The organism is Lysobacter sp. 05T417, assembly GCF_056396405.1.
This window is the reverse complement of sequence record NZ_JBFTLK010000002.1, coordinates 112,049-133,138: the sequence shown is the minus strand read 5'-3', so window position 1 is coordinate 133,138 and position 21,090 is coordinate 112,049. Positions and strand designations below refer to the sequence as shown.

The following is a 21,090-nucleotide window of genomic DNA, read 5'->3' as shown; positions in this document are numbered from 1 at the left end:
CGTCGGCTATCATCTGCATCGTTTCCTCCGACGACGCAGGACTGCGTCGCCCAGGCCGTGACGATCCGCCAACTCCCCGACACCCTCATCAACCAGATCGCGGCCGGCGAGGTCATCGAGCGCCCGGCGTCCGTGGTCAAGGAACTGGTCGAGAATGCCCTCGATGCAGGCGCGCGCCGCATCGACATCGACCTGGAAGAGGGCGGCGTACGCCTGATCCGCATCCGCGACGATGGCGGCGGCATCGCCGCCGACGAGCTGCCGCTGGCGATCCAGCGCCACGCCACCAGCAAGATCGCCTCGCTCGACGACCTTGAAGGCGTCGCCACGCTGGGCTTTCGCGGTGAGGCATTGCCGTCGATCGCCTCGGTCAGCCGTTTCGCCTTGACCTCGCGCCGTGCCGGCAACGACCACGCGGCGACGCTGGACGTCGAAGGTGGCCGCATCGGCACGGTCGTGCCCAGGCCGCACCCGCAGGGCACCACGGTCGAGGTGCGCGACCTGTTCTTCAACGTGCCGGCGCGACGCAAGTTCCTGAAGGCCGAACGCACGGAGCTTGGCCACATCGAGGAGTGGCTGCGCCAGCTGGCGCTGGCACGCCCGGATGTGGAGCTGCGCGTCTCGCACAACGGCAAGCCGTCGCGACGCTGGAAGGGCGAGGGCGATCTCCTGTCGGAAGTGCGCCTGCACGAGGCGCTCGGCGAGGAGTTCGCACGCAACGCGTTGCGCGTGGACCATTCCGGTGGCGCGCACAGCGAGGGCTCGGGTCAGGGCCTGCGCCTGCACGGCTGGATCGCACAGCCGGCGTACAACCGCGCCAGCGGCGACCAGCAGTACCTCTACGTCAACGGCCGCGCCGTGCGCGACCGCAGCATCGCCCATGCGATCAAGCAGGCCTACGCCGACGTCCTGTTCCATGGGCGCCAGCCGGCCTACGTGCTGTTCCTCGAACTCGACCCGCGCCGGGTCGATGTGAACGTGCATCCGGCCAAGCACGAAGTCCGCTTCCGCGATGCGCGCCTGATCCACGACTTCGTCTATCGCACGCTGCAAAGTGCGCTGGCGCACACGCGCGCCGGTACGGTCCCGGGCACGGCGGCCGACGCCGCGGGCGTTGCAACCTCAAGCTGGGGCGACGCCAACGCATTTTCCGCATCGGGCATGCACGGGTCTGCGCCGCAGGCGTTGTGGCGGCAGGAGCAGTCGCCGCTGCCGATGCAGGTCGCCGAGGCGCGCTCGGGCTATGCCGCGCTCTATGGCGCGTCACAGCCGGCAATGGCCGCAGCCTCGCCGATGGCCATGCCGATGCCGCAAGGCGGCGACGCGACCTTGCCGCCGCTGGGCTACGCCATCGCACAGCTGCACGGCATCTACGTGCTGGCCGAAACGGCCGAAGGGCTCATCGTCGTCGACATGCATGCCGCGCACGAGCGCATCGGTTACGAGAAGCTCAAGAGCGCGCACGACGGCGAAGGGTTGCGCACGCAGCCGCTGCTGGTGCCGGCGACGCTGGCGGTGTCCGAGCGCGAGGCCGAGGTCGCCGAACGCGAGGGCGAGACGCTGGCCGCGCTTGGTTTCGAAGTGACCCGCAGCGGCCCGCAATCGCTGACGCTTCGAAGCGTGCCGGCGCTGCTCGCCCATGGCGATGTCGAAGCGCTGCTGCGCGACGTCCTCGCCGACCTGCGCGAACACGGCCAATCGCGCCGCGTCGGCGCAGCCCGCGACGAACTGCTGGCGACGATGGCCTGCCATGGCGCGGTGCGCGCCAATCGCCGGCTGTCGCTGCCGGAAATGAACGCCCTGCTGCGCGAGATGGAAGCCACCGAGCGCTCGGGGCAGTGCAACCATGGCCGCCCGACCTGGGCGCGCTTCACCCTTCCCGAAATCGATCGCTGGTTCCTGCGAGGACGCTGAATGTCGGTAATTGCGAGTGGCACCCGATGCGCGCTGATCGTGGCCGTCCTGGTCGCGGCGAGCGCGTGCAGCAAGCCCGCCGGAGATGCCGGCAAGGCGACGCAGGACCAGGCCACGCAGGTGGCGTTCGCGCGCGACCTGGAGTTGTGGCGCGGCCAGCGCGTGGCCAACCTGACCAAGCCTGACGGCTGGACCAGCGTCGTCGGCCTGCACTGGATCGATCCGGGCCCGCACTACTTCGGCGCGTCTGCCGGCAACGGCATCCAGTTGTCGGTGGGGCCGCCGCACCTGGGCATGATCGATCTCAACAACGGCCGCCTGCGTTTCGTGCCGGAGAAGGGCCTGGCGCTCACCCTCGACGGCCAGCCGCTGCAGGGCGCCGCCGAGTTGCGCGCCGACGATTCGCCGACCGGTCCGAGCGTGATTGGCTTCGACGAAGGCAAGGGCCTGGTCACGGTGATCAAGCGCGGCGACCGCTACGCCCTGCGCGTCAAGCACGCCGATGCCCCCAGCCGTACCGGTTTCCAGGGCCTGACCTACTGGCCGGCGAGCACCGACTGGAAGGTCCAGGCGCATTTTGTCGCCCACCCGGCCGGCAAGACGCTGCCCATCGCCAGCATCATCGGCACCACCGACGAGGTGCCCAATCCGGGCGCGTTCGAGTTCGAACGCGACGGCAAGCAGTACCGCATCGAAGCGCTCGACGAAGGCGATGACACCCTGTTCCTGGTCTTCGCCGATCGCACCAGCGGCCATGGCAGTTACCCGGCCGGGCGTTTCCTCGATGCGCCCAAGCCCGGCGTCGACGCGCGCGTGGTGCTGGATTTCAACCAGGCGTACAACCCGCCGTGCGCGTTCACCGCGTTCGCGACCTGTCCGCTGCCGCCGCCGCAAAACCGGCTCGACCTGGCCATCAATGCCGGCGAGAAGACCTACGCACACGCAACACCCTGAGCTTTCCCTCTGCACTTTCCCGACACCCCCAACCACGCGCCCAAAAGCCGAAGGACACCGTTCCGATGCGTCGCCTGAAGATGTTCTGCCTGACCGTGCTGGCCGCTGCCGGACTGGCCTCGGTGGCGTTCGCCGTGGAGAAGGTCGCGACGCCGGCGAAGGCGCCCAACGCGCCGGTCGCACCGGTCGCCGTGGCCAAGGCGCCGCCGCTGCCGCTGCTGTGGAAGGTGTCCGACGGCGACAACGCGGTGTATCTGCTCGGTTCTTTCCATCTGCTCAAGGACGATGACTACCCGCTGTCGCCCGACATCGACAGCGCCTTCGCCGCGTCCGACAAAGTCGTGTTCGAAGTCCCGCCCGAGCAGATGCAGGATCCGGCGATGGCGCAGAAATTCCTGATCGCCGCCGGTTACAGCGACGGTCGCACGCTCAGCCAGGTGCTGCCGGCGGCGATGCGGGAGAAGTTCAACCGGATCCTGGCCCAGAGCGGCGCTTCGATCGCGCAGTTCGACGGTTACGAGCCATGGTTCGTGAACCTCTCGCTGATGCTGGGCGTGTCGCAGCAGCTCGGCTTCAGCCCTTCGCGTGGCCTGGACATGTACCTGATGCAGCGCGCCGCCGCGGCGAACAAGCCGACCGCGGCCCTGGAAACCATCGAAACCCAGTTGCAGGTGCTCGATGCATCGCCGATGGACGAACAGATTGCCTCGTTGAAGGAGTTCCTCGACAAGCCGCAGGAAATGACGGGGCAGCTCGACGACATCCATTCGGCCTGGCGCGAGGGCGACGTTGCCCGCCTCGACAAGCTCACCGGCGAGGAGATGCGCGACAAGACCCCGCAGACCTATCGGATGGTCAACGTCGAGCGCAACCAGGCCTGGTTGCCGCAGATCCAGGGCATGCTCGACGGCGTGAAGAAGGGCGACACGCTGGTTGTGGTCGGCGCCATGCACCTGCTCGGCGACGACGGCGTGATCGGCATGCTGCGCGGCAAGGGTTACACGGTAGAGCGCGTGTGCTCGGCGTGCAGCCAGCAGCAGTTGTCGGCGCAGTAACCTGACTGCAGCTGGGCTCGCGCCTACCGCAGCGGCGGCAGCAGCACGATGCAGTCGACCGGGCACGCCGGCACGCACAGTTCGCAGCCGGTGCACAGCGGTTCGATCACCGTGTGCATGTGCTTGGACGCGCCGATGATCGCGTCGACCGGACAGGCCTGGATGCACTTGGTGCAACCGATGCAATCGGCTTCCACGACCACGGCAACCTGCGCCGGCTTGTGCTCGCCGCGCGCGCGGTCGTAGGGCCTGGCGTCCACTCCGAGCAATCGTGCCAGCGCGCGTGCGCCGGCATCGCCGCCGGGCGGACAACGGTCGAGATCGGCCTGGCCCGCGGCCATCGCCTCGGCATAGGGCCGGCAGCCGGCAAAACCGCATTGGCCGCACTGGGTCTGCGGCAGGATGCGGTCGATGCGTTCGGTCAGGTCGACGGCCATCTTTGTGCGCGGGTCACAGGTTCGCGAGTCACTCGCGGGCGCCGGCGTGCCGGCGCCACGGGAGGCGTCAGCGGACCGGCATGCCCGGCTCGGCGCCACCATCGGCATCGAGCAGGAACAGCGAGCCGCCGTCGAATCCGGCCGACAGGATCATGCCTTCGCTGATGCCAAAGCGCATCTTGCGCGGCGCCAGGTTGGCGATGAACACCACGCTGCGGCCGACCAGGGTTTCCGGCTCGCCGTAGGAACCGCGGATGCCGGAGAAGATCTGGCGCTTGCCCAGATCGCCGGCGTCGAGCTCGAAGCGCAGCAGCTTGTCGGAGCCTTCGACGAACTCGCACGCCAGCACCTTGCCCACGCGCAGGTCGAGCCTGGCGAAGTCGTCGATGCCGATGGTTGCGCCGGCAGCGGCGGGTGCAGCAGCGGGAGCAGCGGCCGCGGCCTTCTCGACCTTTGCCGGTGCGGCGGTCGACCTGGTCGCGGTGTCTGCGGCGGGCCGGGCCGGTTCGGGCTTCAGCGATTCCGTGGATGCGTCAATCATGTGTTCGATGTGCTTGGGGTCAATACGGGTGAACAGCGGCGTGTAGCTGCCGATGCGGTGGGCCAGCAACGGCGATTCCAGGTCGCTCCAACGGGCGACAGGCGCCGCCAGGAACGCCTCTGCCTGCGCAGTCACGCGCGGCAGCACCGGCCTGAGCGCGGCGTTGAGCACGCGGAACAGGTTCAGGCCCTGCGTGCAGACCGATTGCAGCTGCGCATCGGCGCCGTCCTGCTTGGCCAGCACCCACGGCTTGTGTTCGTCGATGTACTTGTTGGCCTCGTCGGCCAGCGCCATGGTCAGGCGCACCGCAGTAGCGGCCTCGTTGCGCGCGTAGGCCTCCGCGATCGGCGCCAGCTGCGTGACGAAGCGCGTGTACATCGCCGGATCGGGCAGGGCAGCGGCAAGCTGGCCGTCGAAGCGCTTCTCGATGAAGCCGGCGCAGCGGCTGGCGAGGTTGACGAACTTGCCGACGACGTCGGCATTCACGCGCGCGGTGAAGTCGGCCAGGTTGAGGTCGAGGTCATCGACGCCGCCGCTGGTCTTGGTCGCGTAGTAGTAGCGCAGCGCCTCGGGGTCGAGGCCGGCCTCAAGGTAGGTCCGCGCCATCACGAAGGTGCCGCGCGACTTCGACATCTTGGCGCCGTCGACGGTCAGGTAGCCGTTGACGTGCAGGCGCGTCGGCTCGCGGAAGCCGGCGCCGTGCAGCACCGCCGGCCAGAACAGGCCGTGGAAGTTGACGATGTCCTTGCCGATGAAGTGGTGCAGCTCGGCCTTGCTGTCGCGGCTGAGGTACGACCAGAAGTCCAGGCCCTCGCGCTCGCACAGCGCCTGGAAGCTCGACAGGTAGCCGATCGGCGCATCGATCCAGACGTACAGGTACTTGCCCGGGTGGCCGGGGATCTGGAAGCCGAAGTAGGGTGCATCGCGGGAGATGTCCCACGCGCGCAGGCCGCCCTCGGCGTCCAGCCACTCCTGCAGCTTGGCCTTCACGCCGGGCACGGCGACGTCGCCGGACAGCCACTGGCGCAGGAACGCGTCGAACTGGCCCACCTCGAAGAAGAAGTGCTCGGATTCGCGCAGTTCCGGCGTGGCGCCACTGACCACCGAGCGCGGTTCCTTCAGCTCGCTGGGCGAGTAGGTGGCGCCGCAGTTCTCGCAGTTGTCGCCGTACTGGTCGGGCGTGCCGCAGTTGGGGCAGATGCCCTTGACGTAGCGGTCGGGCAGGAACATGCCCTTGACCGGGTCGTAGAGCTGCGCGACCGAGCGGCGGCTGATGTGGCCGTTGTTGTCGAGCTTGGCGTAGATCGCTTCGGTGAGGAGGCGATTGCGCTCGGAATTGGTCGAGTCGTAATGGTCGAAGGCGACGCCGAAGTCGGCGAAGTCGCGCTCGTGGCTGGCCTGCATGCCGGCGATGAAGGCTTCGGGAGACTGCCCGGCCTTCTCGGCGGCGAGCATGATCGGCGTGCCGTGGGTGTCGTCGGCGCAGACATACCAGGCGGTGTGCCCGGCCATTCGCTGCGCGCGGCACCAGATGTCGGCCTGGGTATAGCCGACCAGATGACCGAGGTGCAGGTGCCCGTTGGCGTAGGGCAGGGCGCAGGAAACGACGAACTCGCGGGACATGGGGGGCCGGGACGCGTAAAGAGCGGGGGATTATCGCATGCGCGCTTCCCCCGCTCCCTGGCCGCGTGCGGCCTGTCCCTCCCCACGCGGGGGAGGGCAGAAACGGCTTACTGCTTGCGCATCCAGGTCTGGGTGCGGCCGAGCAGCGAGAAGCCCATGAAGCCGCGCACCTCGAGCTTCTTGCCGCCTTCGATCGGAGTGACCTTGACCGAATAGATCTTGCCGCTGGCCGGGTCGAGGATCTGACCACCCTCCCAGGTCTCGCCGTCCTGCTTGATGCCCCACAGGATCACCATGCCCTTGACCGGCTTGTCCTTGCGGTCGCCCGAGCACTTGTCGCAGACCGGGTTGGGGCCGCGGTCGGACTGCAGGACCTCGGTCACGCGGCCGGCAAGGCTGCCGTCCTTGGCCTGGTAGATCTCGACGATGGACTTGGGCTTCTGGGTCTTGTCATCGATGGTGGTCCACTGGCCGACCGGCGTCGGCGTCTGTGCGGCCGCGGCAGTCGACAGCAGGCTCAACGGCAGGGCAGCCAGGAACAGCAGGGCAAGCAACTTCGTACGCATGAGTCCCCTCCCAGGGATGTTTCGGTTCACTCGGTTTCGGATCGCACCGGGATGCGGTTGCGGACCTTTATACCGCATCCGTTGGCGTATGGATGGGCCCTGGTCGAGGCTTTGGCAATGCCCTGGTCGGGCGGCATTTGCATGGCTGTTGACGCGCTCCAGCGCGGTTGGCGGCGGTTTTGCGGGACCTCGGGAATGGCGCCTGGAAATAGCACGTAACATGACGGCCCCAGCAATACCGCATCGAAGAAGGATCAAGGTCGCTGTCGTGAGTGAGTCCCTGCAAACCCAGATTGCCGCCCTCCGCCTGCCCGATACCGACGTGACGCTGGGCGAAACCGGCGCGCGTATCCGCGCCGTCGATGCCGATGGCCGGGTCGTGGTCGAGATCGTCGCCGGATTCCCCTGCGTTGCGCTGCAGCCGTGGCTGCAGGCGCAGGTCGCCACCCTGGTCGCGGCCGAAGGCCGGGAGCTGGCGCGGCTGGAGCTGCATTCGCGCATCGTTTCGCATGCGGTCCAGCCCAACGTCACGCCGATGCCGAGCGTGCGCAACCTGATCGCGATCGGCTCGGGCAAGGGCGGCGTCGGCAAGTCCACCACCGCCGTCAACCTGGCGCTGGCGCTGGCCGCCGAGGGCGCCCGCGTCGGCGTGCTCGATGCCGACATCTACGGGCCCAGCATCCCGACCATGCTTGGCCTGTCCGGACGCCCGGACAGCCCCGACGGAAAGACCATCGAGCCGATGCGCGCGCACGGCGTGGAGGCGATGTCGATCGGCCTGCTGGTCGAGCAGGACACGCCGATGATCTGGCGCGGGCCGATGGCGACCTCGGCGCTGACGCAATTGCTGAACGAAACGCGCTGGGGCGAACTCGATTACCTGATTGTCGACCTGCCGCCCGGCACCGGCGACATCCAGCTGACGCTGGCGCAGAAGATCCCCGTGGCCGGTGCGGTCATCGTCACCACGCCGCAGGACGTGGCCACGCTGGATGCGCGCAAGGCATTGAAGATGTTCGAGAAGGTGCAGGTGCCGGTGCTGGGCCTGGTCGAGAACATGGCCGTGCACGTGTGCTCCAACTGCGGCCATGCCGAACACGTCTTCGGCGAGGGCGGCGGCCAGCGCATGGCCGCGCAATACGGCGTGCCGCTGCTGGGCAGCCTGCCGCTGGAAATCGCCATCCGCGAGCAGGGCGATGCCGGCGTGCCGGTGGTGACGGCGGCCCCGGACAGCGCCGCCGCGCGCGCCTACCGGATCACCGCCCGGCGGATCGCCATCGAGCTGGCGCGCCGCCCGCAGGTGGCCACGCCGCTCTCGGTGTCGCTGCTGTAGGTGCCGGTTCCTGGTTCATGGTGCCCGGTTCCCCATTCCGGCTCCGGCTGACACAATCCCCGTTCCCATTGCCTCCGAACACTCCATGAGCATCAAGTCCGACCGTTGGATCCGTCGCATGGCCGAGCAGCACGGCATGATCGAGCCGTTCGAGCCGGGCCAGGTCAAGACCGCCGCCGACGGCCACCGCATCGTCAGCTACGGCACGTCGAGCTACGGCTACGACGTGCGCTGCTCGCGCGAGTTCAAGGTCTTCACCAACATCAACTCGACGATCGTCGATCCCAAGCATTTCGACAGCGGCAGCTTCGTCGACATCGAGAGCGACGTCTGCATCATCCCGCCGAACTCGTTCGCGCTGGCGCGCACGGTCGAGTACTTCCGCATCCCGCGCGACACGCTGGTGGTGTGCCTGGGCAAGAGCACCTATGCCCGCTGCGGCATCATCGTCAACGTCACGCCGCTGGAGCCGGAGTGGGAAGGCCACGTGACGCTGGAATTCAGCAACACCACGCCGCTGCCGGCGCGCATCTACGCCAACGAAGGCGTGGCGCAGATGCTGTTCTTCCAGTCCGACGAAGTCTGCGAGACCTCGTACAAGGATCGCGGCGGCAAGTACCAGGGCCAGGTCGGCGTAACGCTGCCGCGCACCTGAGCATCAAGCCCCTCTCCCGCTTGCAGGAGAGGGGTTGGGGTGAGGGCAGCCTCGCGCCTCAGCGCCTGACGTAGGTGACGAAAAACCCCTGCAGGTCCCCATTCTCGGTGTAGCCCACCACGCTGGCCACCTGGTAGCCGTTGGCGTTGAACGCCCGGTGCGCCTGGTTGAGCTCGCTCGCCGAACCGCTCTTGCGCGCGCCCAGGTCGACATCGACATAGAGGCTGACGGTCTGCTGGCCGGCCTGCGCCGCTTCGGCGGCCTTCTTGTCGTAGTGGGACTGGCCGGCGGCCAGCGCCAGGGCAGGGGCCAGCAGGCACGCGGCCATAGCGGCCGCGATCACGATCTTGCGCATCGGGTGTCCTTCAGTGGGTCGTGCCCGCGGCGATGCGGGCATCGTGTTCGACGGTCAGCGCGGTGGCGATCGCCAGACGCAAGGCCTGGCTCACCACCGCTGGCGGCAGGCTGGGCGCACCGGGGTGGCGCGCCGCCTGCGCGGGAGCATACGGAATGTGGATGAAGCCGCCGCGGACGCCGTGCACATTTCGCAAAGCGTGCATCAGCCCGTAGAACACGTGGTTGCAGACAAACGTGCCAGCGGTCTGCGAGACCTCGGCCGGGATTCCGGCCTCGCGCAGTGCCGCCAGAGTTGCCTTGATTGGCAGACCGCTGAAGTAGGCGGCGGGGCCGCCGGCGATGACCGCTTCGTCGATCGGCTGCGCACCGGCGTTGTCGGCGATGCGGGCGTCGTCGACGTTGATGGCAACGCGCTCCAGGCCGATCTGCGCCCGCCCGCCGGCCTGTCCCACGCAGATCACCAGCGCCGGCGCGGTCTCGTCCAGCGCATCGCGCAGCGCCTGCAACGACACGCCGAACTCCACCGGCAGGCAACGCGCGACGACGCGGTGGCCAAGGATCTGCTCGCCATCGAGGGCGGCCACGGCCTCCCAGCTCGGGTTGCTGTCCTCGCCAGCGAACGGGGCGAAACCGGTGAGCAGGATGGTGGGGAGTGTCTGGTTCATCTGCATCGTCATTTGAACGCCAGCCAGTACATCAGCACCAGATTGACCACCATCAACGGTACCGCCGTCGCGACCTGCGCCCGGATCACCGCATTGGGATCGTCCAGTTCCAGCAGCGCCGCCGGCACCAGGTTGAAGTTGGCCGCCATCGGCGTCAGCAGCGTGCCGCAGTAACCGGTCAGCATGCCCAGCGCGCCCAGGACGGCAGGCGCGGCGCCGTGCTGCTGGATCAGCAATGGCAAGCCGATGCCGGCGGTCATCACCGGGAAGGCGGCGAAAGCATTGCCCATGATCATCGTGAACAGCACCATGCCCAGCCCGTAGGCAAGCACGCAGGCCAGGCGACTGTCGGCGGGGATAAGCGCCGACACGATCGACGCCACCGCCTCGCCGACGCCACTGGCGGCGAACACGCCGCCCAGGGTCGCCAGCACCAGCGGCAGCAGCGCCGCCCAGCCCATCGTGTCGAGCAGGCGGCGGCCTTCGCTGGCGGCGCGGATCGGCCGCTCGCGCGTGACCACGATCGCGGCCAGCGCCGACAGCACGCAGGCCAGGGCCAGGCCGATCAGGGTGATGCTGCCTTCGCCGAACAAGGGCGTGCCGAACACCACCACATATTTGCCGAACAGCACGATCAGCACGGTGATCGCCGGGATCAGCAGCGCCGGCACGAACAGGCGATGGCCCAGCCGTAGCGCCGAGGCCTTGCGTTCGGCTTCCGGGGCCTCGGCGATGTGCTCGCGGCGCATGCGCGTGGCCAGCAGCGCCAGCGTGATCACCGCTGCCCCGGCCAGTTGCGAGGGCAGGGCGTTGCCGGCCTTGCTCGCCGCCAGCACCAGCTTGCCGGTTGCGAACAGCACGCCCAGCAGCGACCAGAATGCCGCGTGTGCATGGCGGCGCTCGCGCAGGTTGCAGCCGCCGGCGAAGAACAGGAACAGCGCCAGCAGGATGTAGAAATGCTCAATCGACAGCATCGCTGCGCTCCACGCGGTCGGCGGCGGCTGTCATGCGGCGGGCCAGGCCGCGCTGGAAGAACACGATGCGCACGGCGTGGATGACGAACGCGGCGACCGCGGTCGGGATGGCCCACAGCGCGATCTGCAGCGGCTCCAGGGTGATGCCGTGCTCGGCGTAGAAGCCCTGGATCAGCAGCACTGCGCCGAATGCCAGGAAGACGTCCTCGCCGAAGAAGCGGCCGACGTTGTCGGTGGCCGCGGCCAGGGCGTGCACGCGCTGGATCTCCTCGCGCGGCAGCGCGCCCTGCGCCTGCACGCCGGGCGTGCGGTTGGCGGCCGATTCCGACATCGGCGCCAGCAGCGGGCGCACGGTCTGGGCATGGCCGGCGATGTCGATCAGGCCGAGCGAACTCAGGCCCTGGCGGGCGGCAAGGTAGACGATCAGCAGCCGCGCCAGGGTCAGGCCGCGCCAGCGAGCGATCCACTGCAGCGCGTGCTCGCGCAAGCCTGCGCGTTCGAGCAGGCCGATGGTCGGCAGCGTCATCGCGAACATCAGCAGGGCGCGGTTGGAGACGAAGCTGTCGCCGAGCAGGGCCAGCAGCTCCGGCATCGACTTGCCTGCGGCCAAGCCGCTGACCAGTCCGGCGCTGACCACGACGATCACCGGATTGGCACGCAGCACGAAGCCGACGACCACCCAGGCGACGCCAAGCAGCGGCCAGTAGTTCATGCGGTCGCCATCGCCGCGATGACCAGCCCGTCGGCCTCGAGTGCATCGCGCACCGCCCGGGCGAACAGGGCGGCATCGCTTCGATCGCCGTGCAGGCAAAGCGTATCGGCCCGCAGCGCGACGATGCTGCCGTCGTCGGCGACGACTTCGCCGCGGCTGGCCAGGCGCCGCACCTGGGCAATCGCGGCATCGAGCGATTCGATCACCGCGCCGTCGCTGCCGCGTGGCAGCAGGCGGCCACGCCGGTCGTAGCCGCGTTCGGCGAATACCTCGTGGGCGACGCGCAGGCCGTGCGCGGCGCCGGCATCGGCCAGTGCCGAACCCGACAGCGCGAACAACACCAGCGACGGATCGATCTCGCGCACGGTCGCGGCGATCGCATTGGCCACCCCGCTATCGTCGGCGGCGACGTTGTAGAGCGCGCCATGCGGCTTGACGTGCACCAGCCGCACGCCTTCGGCAGTGGCGATGGCGGCCAGGCGCTCGATCTGGGCGCGCACGCTGCGGGCGATCTCCGCCGTGGGCACCGACAGCGCCCGCCGGCCGAAATGCTCGCGGTCCTCGAACGAGGGATGCGCCCCGGCGGCGACACCGTGCGCGCGGCACAACTGCAGCGTTGCGCGCATCGTGGCCTCATCGCCGGCGTGACCGCCGCAGGCGATGCTGGCCGAACTCACCAGCGGCACGATCGCCGCATCGTCGCCGCAGCCTTCGCCCAGATCGCAGTTGAAGTCGATGTGCTTGCTCACGTCATGGCCGGATCACGGCTTCAGCCGCGCTTGAACAGCATGCCCAGCCCGACCACGATCAGGATGGCCGGCCACCAGGTCATCAACATGCGGCCCAGGCTCATGTCGGTGTAGCCAAGGTTGTTGAGCAGGAAAAGGGTGCCGATAACGACCAGCACCAGCGCGCCGATGACATTGGATTTCATGGGATTCCGAAAGGCAGGAGTTGAAGGGTTCAGACCGCGGGCACGCGCGCGTCGATCATCACACCAATTCTGGCGACCCGCGCACGCGCCGCGCAAGCCAGGCGGTGGGCGGTGGAGGCATCAACGGCGGCGAAATGCAGAGTCTGTCCCGGAATGCACTGCGCCAGCCGCGGCAGGTCGGCGGCGATGACATGGCCCAGCCGCGGGTAGCCGCCGACCGTCTGGGCGTCGGCCAGCAGGATGATCGGCTGACCATCGGGCGGCAGCTGGATCGTACCGGGGGCCACCGGCTCGGAGATGCCATCGGCCTGCGTCGAGGGCAGCGCCTCGCCCTGCAGGCGCAGGCCCTGGCGATTGCTGCTGGCGCTGACCTTCCAGCCGCGCCTGGCCAGTGGCGCCGACCAGGGATGCGCGGACGGCTGATAGCGGATGGGCGCACGCGGGTCTTCGTCGTGGCCGGGATCGATCCACCAGCGCACGCTTTGCATGCGTTCGCACTGCGACGGCGGCGTGGCGCCGAGCGGTAGCCAGTCGCCATTGTGCAGGGCGCGACCGTCGAGGCCGCCGAAGCCACCGCGCAGGTCGGTGCTGCGGCTGCCGAGGATCACTGGCACGTCGATGCCACCGCTGATCGCCAGCCATGCGCGGGCGCCGCCACGGATCGCATCGATCTCGAGCGTTCCCGCGGGCAGCAGCACCGGTCGGCCGCACGGGACCTGCTCGCCGTTCCAGTGCGCCGTCACCGCGGCGCCGATCAGCGCGATGCGCAGTGGCGCGTGCAGCTGCAGGGTCGGGCCATGCAGGGTCATCTCCAGCACTGCGGCATCGGCAGGGTTGCCCACCAGGCGATTGCCCAGGCGTGCCGCATCGCCATCGAGTGCACCGGCATGGGCGACACCGAGGTGGCGCCAGCCGACGCGGCCGAGGTCCTGGACGGTGGTCAGCAGGCCAGCGCGCGTCACCCGCAGGCCGTGTTGCAGTTCCTTCATTGGCCGTAGTCCGCGAAGCAGTCGGCGTCGATCGCGACGAACTTCAAGCGATCACCGGGCAGCAGCAGCGACGGCGTCGCACGCGTCGGATCGAACAGCACCCGTGGCGTGCGACCCAGCAGGCGCCAGCCGCCGGGACTCTCTCGCGGATAGATTCCTGTCTGCGCACCGCCGATGGCGACGCTGCCCGCGGCGACGCGCGCACGCGGCGTGGCCAGGCGCGGCAGCGCCAGTGCCGGATCAAGACCGGCCAGGTAGGGAAACCCGGGCGCGAAACCGATCATCGCCACGGTGTAATCGCCGCCGACGTGGCGCGCGATCAGTTGCTCCTGAGTCAGCCCCAGTTCGGTCGCGGCGGCGGCAAGGTCGGGACCGAACTGGCCGCCATAGGCGACCGGGATCTCCACGGTGCGCGACTGCGCAGGCATCGCGACGGCCGCGTAGTCGCCGCTGTCGTTGCTGCCAAGCAGGGCCAGCAACTCGGCGTGGACGTGCGCCGGGTCGACATGGGGGTCGAAGAACACGCCCAGGCTGGCGAACGCCGGGACCAGGTCGCGCAGCCAGTGCGGCTTGTTTGCCTGCAGTCGCGCGGCAAGGGCGTGGACCTGGAGGTTGAGCCGGGCATCGATGCGGTCGCCCAAGCGCAGCAGCCAGGCATCGTCCGCCAGGGCTTCGATGTCGCAGCCCGGTGGCGTGCTCACTGCGGCAGGGCGCCCTGCAGCTGCTGTATCCGCGTCACCAGCGCTTCGGGCGTGTAGGCCTGGGCACTGGCCGTGCCCCACACCGGCCGCGGCCAGGCGATGTCGTCGTGGAAGCGGGCGATGACATGGATGTGCAGCTGCGGCACCACATTGCCCAGCGCGGCGACGTTGATCTTCTGCGGCTTGAACTCGACCTGCAGGGCACGGCTGGCGGCGCTGATCTCGCGCATCAGCACGGCCTGCTGCGCTTCATCCAGATCGATCAGCTCCACTGCGTCGGCCACGCGCGGGATCAGGATCAGCCAGGGATGGTTGGCGTCGTCCATCAGCCGCAGTTCGCTCAGGCCCAGGTGGGCGACCGGATGGGTGTCCTCGGCCAGTTGCGCATGCAGCTGCCAGCCGCCGGTGTTCGCAGAGCGATTCATCGCAGGTTCTCCGCCAGGAAATCGAGGGTGCGGTGCCAGGCCAGTTCGGCGCTGACTGCATGGTAGGCGTGGTTGTCGACGTCGCGGTTGAAAGCATGTCCCGCGCCAAGGTAGACGTGCACGGTCGCGCCGGGATGCTTGCTGCGATGCTGGTCAATCACGTCCGCAGGGATGCTGCTGTCGTTCTCGCCGAAGTGGAACATCATCCGCGCGCGCAGCGGTTCGTCGAGGAATGGAACCGTGCGCGCACCGTAGTACGACACCGCCGGCAATCCGAGGCGGGTGTTGGCCAGGTACGCCAGGCTGCCACCCCAGCAAAAGCCGACCACGCCAACGCGCAGACCTTCCCGATGCAGTTCGTCGACCGCCTCGCTGATGATGTCGACCGCGCGCTCGAACCCCACTTCATTGCGCAGTGCGGCACCGCGTTGCGTCCCGGCTTCGTCGAAATCCAGTTCGACCCCCGGGGCCACCGGGTCGTACAGCGAGGGCGCCAGGGCGACGAAACCGGCCGCGGCGAAGCGTTCGGTGACGCTGCGGATGTGGGCGTTGGCGCCGAAGATTTCCTGCAGGACGATCACGGCACCCTTCGAGGGGCCGGTCGGCTCGGCGCGCCAGGCCCGGACGGGGCCATGCGGGGTGTCCAGATCGATCCAGTGGGCCATGGGGAGAGGTCCATTCAGTTGGCGGGAGTGACCGGCGTGTTCAGTTTCGCGGCGCAATTCGCCATCGGGGGGCAGTTGATTCTAGCGCCGGCGCTATAATCCGCAGCCATCGTGTCGTCCACCCTGTCTTCCCGGGCGCAGCGAGGGACCTGCTGTAGCCGCCGAGCGCGTGGCCAGCAGGTCGCTCGCTGCGCTTGGCGCGACTGCATTTTTTTCGATCAGCCCGGTTCGCTTAATGTCCCTAGCCAATCCCAAAGTCGGTTTCGTCAGCCTCGGTTGCCCCAAGGCGCTGGTCGACTCCGAACGCATCCTCACCCAGTTGCGTGTGGAGGGCTACGACATCGTCCAGACCTACGACGATGCCGACGTGGTGGTGGTCAACACCTGCGGCTTCATCGATTCGGCCGTGACCGAATCGCTGGATGCGATCGGCGAAGCGATCGCCGAAAACGGCAAGGTCATCGTCACCGGCTGCCTGGGCAAGAAGCCCGAGCAGATCCGCCAGGCGCACCCGGGCGTGCTGTCGATCAGCGGCCCGCAGGACTACGGCAGCGTGATGAGCGCGGTGCATGCGGCGCTGCCGCCCAAGCACGATCCGTTCCTCAACCTGGTGCCGGACACCGGCATCAAACTCACGCCCAAGCACTACGCCTACCTCAAGATTTCCGAAGGCTGCAATCACCGCTGCAGTTTCTGCATTATCCCGTCGATGCGCGGCGACCTCGTCAGCCGTCCGGTCGACCAGGTGCTGCGCGAGGCCGAGAAGCTGGCGATGGGCGGCGTCAAGGAACTGCTGGTGATCTCGCAGGACACCTCGGCCTACGGCGTCGACGTCAAGTACGCGCAGCACGAATGGCGCGGCAAGTCGTACCAGACGCGGATGAAGGCGCTGTGCGAAGGCCTCAGCGAGCTGGGCATCTGGACGCGCCTGCACTACGTTTACCCGTATCCGCATGTCGACGACATCATCCCGTTGATGGCCGAGACCGGCGCCAACGGCATGCGCAAACTGCTGCCGTACCTGGACATCCCGTTCCAGCACGCCAGCCCGCGCGTGCTCAAGCTGATGAAGCGCCCGGGCGCGGTCGACAAGACGCTCGAGCGGATCCAGCGCTGGCGCGCGATCGCCCCCGACATCACCATTCGCTCGACCTTCATCGTTGGCTTCCCCGGCGAGACCGAGGCCGAGTTCGAAGAGCTGCTGGATTTCCTCGACGAGGCCCAGCTCGACCGCGTCGGTGCGTTCGCCTATTCGCCGGTCGATGGCGCCAGCGCCAACGCGCTGCCCGATCCGGTCGCCGAAGAGGTCAAGGCCGAGCGCCTGGCGCGCTTCATGGAGCGGCAGGCGGAGATCTCCGCGGCCAAGCTCGAAGCCAAGGTCGGCACCACCCAGCGCTGCCTGGTCGATGCGCTCGACGGCGAGCTGGCAATCGCACGTTCAATGGCCGACGCGCCGGAGATCGATGGCCTGGTGCAGATCCAGAACGGCTTCATGGCCGGCCTCAAGCCCGGCGAGTTCGTCGACGTCGAGATCATGGGCAGCGACGAGCACGACCTGTTCGGTGAAGTCGCGTTCGAGGACTGAACTGCTGCAACGGCGGCTATCTGGTCAGGGCTCAGGCGCCGTCGTCGCCATAGTCGACGTCCACGATGACGAAGCGGGCGGCGCCGCCTGGCAGCATCGCTTCGAACTCGTCGTCCACGCGTTTCTTGAGCATGGCCCGCGCCAATGGCGAGTCGATGCTGATCCATCCGGCGCGCGCGTCGGTCTCGTCCGGGCCGACGATGCGATAGCGCTGGCTTTCGCCCCCGGCGATGTTCTCCACTTCCACACGCGCCCCGAAGAACACCGCCTCCGGATCGGTCGGCACGGTGTCGACGACGCGCAGCGATGGCAGGCGCTTGCTGAGGTAGCGCACGCGGCGGTCGATCTCGCCGAGCTGCTTCTTGCGATAGGTGTACTCGGCGTTCTCGGAGCGATCGCCCTCGGCGGCGGCCGCGGCCAGCGCCTTCACCACCTCCGGCCGCTTCACGCGCCAGAGCTCGTCGAGTTCCGTCTTCAGGCGATCGTGCCCGCCGCGGGTGATCAGGGCGGTACTTTTTTCCGCAGGGGGGCGCCAGCGCGACACGGTTGCCTCAGCGCCGACTCTTGCCGCCAAAAATACCGCCCAGCAAACCGCGCAGGATCTGCTGGCCAATCTGGTTGCCGACCGTGCGCGCGGTCTGCTTGGCCATGGTCTCGACCATGCCCTGGCGGCGCTTGGTGCCGAACACGGCGTCCTTGACCGACTGGCTGAAACCACCGCCTTCCTCGGCGTCGTCCTGCTCGCGCGTGCGTGCCGGCGGTGCCTTGGCCTGCTCGGCCGCAGCCGTGGCCTTCTGCGCCAGTGCCTCGGCGGCCGAGTCGCGGTCGATGCGGGTGTCGTACTTGCCGCCGACCGGACTGCCGGCGCGGACCTGGGCGCGCTCGGCTTCGGTGATCGCGCCCATGCGACAACGCGGCGGAGCCACCAGGGTCTTTTCCACCGGCATCGGTACGCCTTTCTCCTGCAGGGTCGATACCAGCGCTTCGCCGGTGCCCAGCTGCGAGATCGTTTCGGCCACGTCCAGCGCCGGATTGGCGACGAACGTCTGCGCCGCGGTCTTCACCGCCTTCTGGTCGCGCGGCGTGAAAGCGCGCAGCGCATGCTGCACGCGATTGCCGAGCTGGCCGAGGATGTTGTCGGGCACGTCGTCGGGGAACTGCGAACAGAAATACACGCCCACGCCCTTGGAGCGGATCAGGCGCACCACCTGCTCGACGCGCTGCTGCAATGCCGGCGGGGCGTCGTCGAACAACAGGTGCGCCTCGTCGAACACGAACACCAGCTTGGGCTTGTCGAGGTCGCCGACTTCGGGCAGGTTCTCGAACAGCTCCGACAGCAGCCACAACAGGAAGCTCGAGTACAGCCGCGGCTTGAGCACCAGCTGGTCGGACGCGAGGATGTTGATCACGCCGCGACCGTCGGTATGCGTGCGCATCAGGTCGGCCAGTTCCAGCGCCGGCTCGCCGAAGAACATCTCGCCGCCTTCCTGCTCCAGGCGCAGCAGCGAGCGCTGGATCGCGCCGATCGACTGCGCGCTGACCAGCCCGTAGCTGGTGGAGATGTCCTTGCGCTCGGCCGCGACCAGGCCGAGCAGGGCGCGCAGGTCCTCCAGGTCGAGCAGCAGCAGGCCGCGGTCGTCGGCCAGCTTGAATACGATGTCGAGCACGCCTGACTGGGTGTCGTTGAGTTCCAGCACGCGCGCCAGCAGGGTCGGACCCATCTCGCTGACGGTGGTGCGAACCGGGTGGCCGAGCTTGCCGAACAGATCCCAGAACACGACCGGGCTGGCCTGGCTGGCGTAATCGCCAATGCCAATCTCGGCTACCCGCGCCTGCAGTTTGTCGTTGCTCGCCCCGGCCAACGCCAGGCCGGCCACGTCGCCCTTCACGTCGGCCACGAACACCGGCACGCCCAACCGCGAGAAGCCTTCGGCCAGGGTCATCAGGGTCACCGTCTTGCCCGTGCCGGTGGCGCCGGCGACCAGCCCATGGCGATTGCCGAACTTAGGCAGCAGGTAGACCTGGCCGTGGCTCTCGGGCAGGGAGGTGGGCGTGGTGACAGCCTTGCCGATGAGGATCGTGCCTGGGGTCGGGTCCATGTCCGGGTCCGTGCTCGGGGTCAGTGGGGAAGTGTGGTCGATTCTATGCGGGGTCGCTGAATGCTGCTTGGCGCGCATCGGCCCGCCGGAATGTTCGCAAGGACCCGTTATCGGCAACGCAGCGGTCGGCAACTGCCACGCATATCCCCATTCACGCGCTTCCCCGGAAACAGCGCTTGCCCCTGTTCGCACGGCAACGCTACCCTCCCAGTCCCCCGCCTTTTCAGTTGTCGTCCATGCCCGTACTGGTTCGTCCCTCCGTCGCGCTGATCGCGCTCGGTCTCGCCGCACTCGCGCCCAGCGCGCATGCCCTCTCCAAGCGCGACCAGGCGGCAGTGGAGGTCCTCGATCAGCGCATGGCGGCCGCCGAGGCCCGCTACCGCGAGGGCATCGTCAAGGTCGGCAACACCGACCCGGCCGGCCGGACCGAGGTCGATGCCGCGCTGGAGGACATGGAAGACGTGATGGCGGCCTGCGTGAAGCAGAAGGGCTGCTCGCCGACCACCATGCTCACCGCCTACAAGCGCCTGCTCAAGCAGAACGCCGACCTGGCCGCGGGCGACGACGTGCCCGAGGACAACGAGGACGAGGGCGCCGGCAGCATCACCGCCGACGTGCCCGAGGCCGCGCGCGCGGCGGCGCTGCTCAGCGCCGACGGCGAGCGCTTCGTCAAGATGGTGCAGTACAACCCGGCCGTGCAGGCCGGCATCCGCCGCTGGCTGACCGACATGCGCGGCGCGCTGATCGACACTCACGAGAACTACCAGTACCTGCGCCAGTCGATGTGGCCGCAGTTCGAGCGTGCCGGCCTGCCCGAGGCGCTGCTGTTCGGCGTGATGGCCAAGGAGTCCAACGGCCGCGTGCATGCGACCTCGCGCGCCGGCGCCGCCGGGCCGATGCAGTTCATGTACGGCACCGGCCGCCGCTTCGGCCTGGGCGACGACGGCACCGGTTTCGACACGCGCTATGACGCGCGCGCCTCGGCACAGGCCGCGGCCTCCTACTTCAACGAGCGCCTGGGCGAACTCAATCGCAGCATCGAGCTGTCGCTGGCGGCCTACAACGGCGGCGAAGGGCGCGCGCTGCGCGTCTACAGCAATTCCGGCGGCCGCAACTTCTGGGACGAGTCGGTCTACAACCAGTTCCCGGCCGAAACCCGCGACTACGTGCCGATGGTGATCGCCGCGGCCTGGCTGTTCCTGCATCCCAAGGAATACGGCCTGAGTTTCCCCAAGGTGGACGCGCGTGCGGCCGGCCTGCGCCTGAACAAGCCCAGTTCGATCTACGAGCTGACCATCTGCCTGGGCAGCAGCGGCTCGCGCGACGGCTACATGCGCGCGCTGCGCAACCTCAACCCGCGATACGAGGCCGACCGCTACCTGCCTGCCGGCACCACGCTCAATGCGACCACGAAGATCGTCAGCCTGTACAACCGCTGGTGCGTGCAGGGCCAGCGCGCCGACCTGGCGCACACGCTGGTGACCAGCGATGCCAGTTCGGCGATCGTGCGCACCGGCCCGGTGACGCCGGTGCTGCCGACCGATGCGGTGTACGAGGCCGAAAGTGCCGGAGCCGGAAGTGCCGGCGTTGCCGTCGCGCCGGTCAGGGCCGCGCCGAAGAAGGCATCCAGGCCCGGTTCCTACACGGTCAAGCGCGGCGAAACGCTGACCGCGATCGCGCAGAAGTTCCAGTGCGATACCGGCGACCTGGCCAAGGCCAACAAGCTCAAGGCGCCGCGTTACGCGATCAAGCCGGGGCAGAAGATCAAGCTGGACGGCTGCGAGGGCTGAAACGTTCCGTCGTTCCCGCGAAGGCGGGGACCCAGCGTCTTCAACGACGCCAGAAGCAACGTCCCTGGGTTCCCGCCTTCGCGGGAATGACGGGATCAGGGGCGCGGGAATGAAGG

At 68.4% G+C, this 21,090-nt stretch carries 22 protein-coding genes; 7 read left to right on the top strand and 15 right to left on the bottom strand.

Going from position 1 to position 21,090, the window contains the following annotated elements; genetic code table 11:
- The first annotated feature begins 57 nt into the window (after nt 1-57).
- The 3 genes from mutL (at nt 58) to AC1DER_RS03985 (ending at nt 3,923) form a co-directional block, all read left to right on the top strand.
- Nucleotides 58-1,914 carry a DNA mismatch repair endonuclease MutL gene (gene mutL, locus AC1DER_RS03995; RefSeq protein WP_477246816.1) on the top strand — a complete coding sequence of 619 codons (1,857 nt, stop codon included), beginning with the start codon at nt 58-60 and terminating at the stop codon, nt 1,912-1,914.
- The gene (locus AC1DER_RS03990; protein WP_477246814.1) at nt 1,915-2,868 is read left to right on the top strand and encodes a DUF1684 domain-containing protein; all 954 of its coding nucleotides are present in this window, start codon (nt 1,915-1,917) and stop codon (nt 2,866-2,868) included.
- Between the two features lie 65 nt (nt 2,869-2,933).
- Nucleotides 2,934-3,923 carry a TraB/GumN family protein gene (locus AC1DER_RS03985; RefSeq protein ID WP_441814792.1) on the top strand — a complete coding sequence of 330 codons (990 nt, stop codon included), beginning with the start codon at nt 2,934-2,936 and terminating at the stop codon, nt 3,921-3,923.
- Nucleotides 3,924-3,946: 23 nt separating this feature from the next.
- Here AC1DER_RS03985 and rnfB read toward each other — a convergent pair whose 3' ends face one another.
- From rnfB to AC1DER_RS03970, 3 genes are all read right to left on the bottom strand, one after another.
- A complete protein-coding gene (gene rnfB / locus AC1DER_RS03980) occupies nt 3,947-4,360 on the bottom strand; it encodes an Rnf electron transport complex subunit RnfB (protein WP_477246811.1) in 414 nt (137 codons plus the stop codon).
- Nucleotides 4,361-4,427: 67 nt separating this feature from the next.
- A complete protein-coding gene (metG, locus tag AC1DER_RS03975; RefSeq protein WP_477246809.1) occupies nt 4,428-6,524 on the bottom strand; it encodes a methionine--tRNA ligase in 2,097 nt (698 codons plus the stop codon).
- A gap of 107 nt (nt 6,525-6,631) precedes the next feature.
- Nucleotides 6,632-7,090 carry a DUF2147 domain-containing protein gene (locus AC1DER_RS03970; protein ID WP_441814789.1) on the bottom strand — a complete coding sequence of 153 codons (459 nt, stop codon included), beginning with the start codon at nt 7,088-7,090 and terminating at the stop codon, nt 6,632-6,634.
- Nucleotides 7,091-7,310: 220 nt separating this feature from the next.
- Here AC1DER_RS03970 and apbC point away from each other — a divergent pair, with 220 nt between their 5' ends.
- Nucleotides 7,311-8,423, top strand: a complete 1,113-nt coding sequence (gene apbC / locus AC1DER_RS03965) for an iron-sulfur cluster carrier protein ApbC (RefSeq protein WP_441814788.1) — start codon at nt 7,311-7,313, stop codon at nt 8,421-8,423.
- An 85-nt stretch (nt 8,424-8,508) separates the two neighbouring features.
- Entirely contained in the window at nt 8,509-9,078 is a 570-nt protein-coding gene (dcd, locus tag AC1DER_RS03960) for a dCTP deaminase (protein WP_158730638.1), read from the top strand.
- A gap of 58 nt (nt 9,079-9,136) precedes the next feature.
- Here dcd and AC1DER_RS03955 read toward each other — a convergent pair whose 3' ends face one another.
- Genes AC1DER_RS03955 through AC1DER_RS03910 form a run of 10 tightly spaced genes read right to left on the bottom strand, consistent with a single transcriptional unit; the run spans nt 9,137 to nt 15,500 of the window.
- Nucleotides 9,137-9,433: a hypothetical protein gene (locus AC1DER_RS03955; protein WP_477246806.1), complete on the bottom strand. Its 297-nt coding sequence runs from the start codon at nt 9,431-9,433 to the stop codon at nt 9,137-9,139.
- A 10-nt stretch (nt 9,434-9,443) separates the two neighbouring features.
- Nucleotides 9,444-10,100, bottom strand: coding sequence for a pyroglutamyl-peptidase I (gene pcp / locus AC1DER_RS03950; RefSeq protein WP_477246804.1), 657 nt, complete (start codon nt 10,098-10,100; stop codon nt 9,444-9,446).
- A gap of 8 nt (nt 10,101-10,108) precedes the next feature.
- Nucleotides 10,109-11,074, bottom strand: a complete 966-nt coding sequence (locus AC1DER_RS03945; protein ID WP_477246802.1) for a DUF979 domain-containing protein — start codon at nt 11,072-11,074, stop codon at nt 10,109-10,111.
- Complete coding sequence (locus AC1DER_RS03940) at nt 11,061-11,786, bottom strand: DUF969 domain-containing protein (protein WP_477246800.1); 726 nt, start codon at nt 11,784-11,786, stop codon at nt 11,061-11,063. The genes AC1DER_RS03945 and AC1DER_RS03940 overlap by 14 nt, the downstream gene beginning before the upstream one ends.
- The gene (locus AC1DER_RS03935; protein ID WP_477246798.1) at nt 11,783-12,535 is read right to left on the bottom strand and encodes a 5-oxoprolinase subunit PxpA; all 753 of its coding nucleotides are present in this window, start codon (nt 12,533-12,535) and stop codon (nt 11,783-11,785) included. Before AC1DER_RS03935 ends, AC1DER_RS03940 begins: the two co-directional genes overlap by 4 nt.
- A gap of 20 nt (nt 12,536-12,555) precedes the next feature.
- The gene (locus AC1DER_RS03930) at nt 12,556-12,720 is read right to left on the bottom strand and encodes a LiaI-LiaF-like domain-containing protein (protein ID WP_200604882.1); all 165 of its coding nucleotides are present in this window, start codon (nt 12,718-12,720) and stop codon (nt 12,556-12,558) included.
- A gap of 29 nt (nt 12,721-12,749) precedes the next feature.
- Nucleotides 12,750-13,709 carry a 5-oxoprolinase subunit C family protein gene (locus tag AC1DER_RS03925; RefSeq protein ID WP_477246795.1) on the bottom strand — a complete coding sequence of 320 codons (960 nt, stop codon included), beginning with the start codon at nt 13,707-13,709 and terminating at the stop codon, nt 12,750-12,752.
- Nucleotides 13,706-14,410, bottom strand: a complete 705-nt coding sequence (pxpB, locus tag AC1DER_RS03920; protein WP_477246793.1) for a 5-oxoprolinase subunit PxpB — start codon at nt 14,408-14,410, stop codon at nt 13,706-13,708. Before pxpB ends, AC1DER_RS03925 begins: the two co-directional genes overlap by 4 nt.
- The gene (locus AC1DER_RS03915) at nt 14,407-14,835 is read right to left on the bottom strand and encodes an HIT domain-containing protein (RefSeq protein ID WP_441814780.1); all 429 of its coding nucleotides are present in this window, start codon (nt 14,833-14,835) and stop codon (nt 14,407-14,409) included. The genes pxpB and AC1DER_RS03915 overlap by 4 nt, the downstream gene beginning before the upstream one ends.
- Nucleotides 14,832-15,500, bottom strand: a complete 669-nt coding sequence (locus AC1DER_RS03910; protein WP_477246791.1) for a dienelactone hydrolase family protein — start codon at nt 15,498-15,500, stop codon at nt 14,832-14,834. The genes AC1DER_RS03915 and AC1DER_RS03910 overlap by 4 nt, the downstream gene beginning before the upstream one ends.
- A gap of 235 nt (nt 15,501-15,735) precedes the next feature.
- On the opposite strand from AC1DER_RS03910, the gene rimO reads away from it, so the two are divergent.
- Nucleotides 15,736-17,085, top strand: a complete 1,350-nt coding sequence (gene rimO / locus AC1DER_RS03905; protein ID WP_477246789.1) for a 30S ribosomal protein S12 methylthiotransferase RimO — start codon at nt 15,736-15,738, stop codon at nt 17,083-17,085.
- Between the two features lie 31 nt (nt 17,086-17,116).
- Here rimO and greB read toward each other — a convergent pair whose 3' ends face one another.
- Together greB and AC1DER_RS03895 are read right to left on the bottom strand one after the other, a co-directional pair.
- Nucleotides 17,117-17,629: a transcription elongation factor GreB gene (gene greB, locus AC1DER_RS03900; RefSeq protein ID WP_477246787.1), complete on the bottom strand. Its 513-nt coding sequence runs from the start codon at nt 17,627-17,629 to the stop codon at nt 17,117-17,119.
- A 7-nt stretch (nt 17,630-17,636) separates the two neighbouring features.
- A complete protein-coding gene (locus AC1DER_RS03895) occupies nt 17,637-19,184 on the bottom strand; it encodes a helicase HerA-like domain-containing protein (RefSeq protein ID WP_477246785.1) in 1,548 nt (515 codons plus the stop codon).
- 236 nt (nt 19,185-19,420) lie between these two features.
- On the opposite strand from AC1DER_RS03895, the gene AC1DER_RS03890 reads away from it, so the two are divergent.
- Nucleotides 19,421-20,974 (top strand): transglycosylase SLT domain-containing protein, encoded by a 1,554-nt coding sequence (locus tag AC1DER_RS03890; protein ID WP_477246783.1) that lies wholly within the window; start codon nt 19,421-19,423, stop codon nt 20,972-20,974.
- The last annotated feature ends 116 nt before the right edge of the window (nt 20,975-21,090 follow it).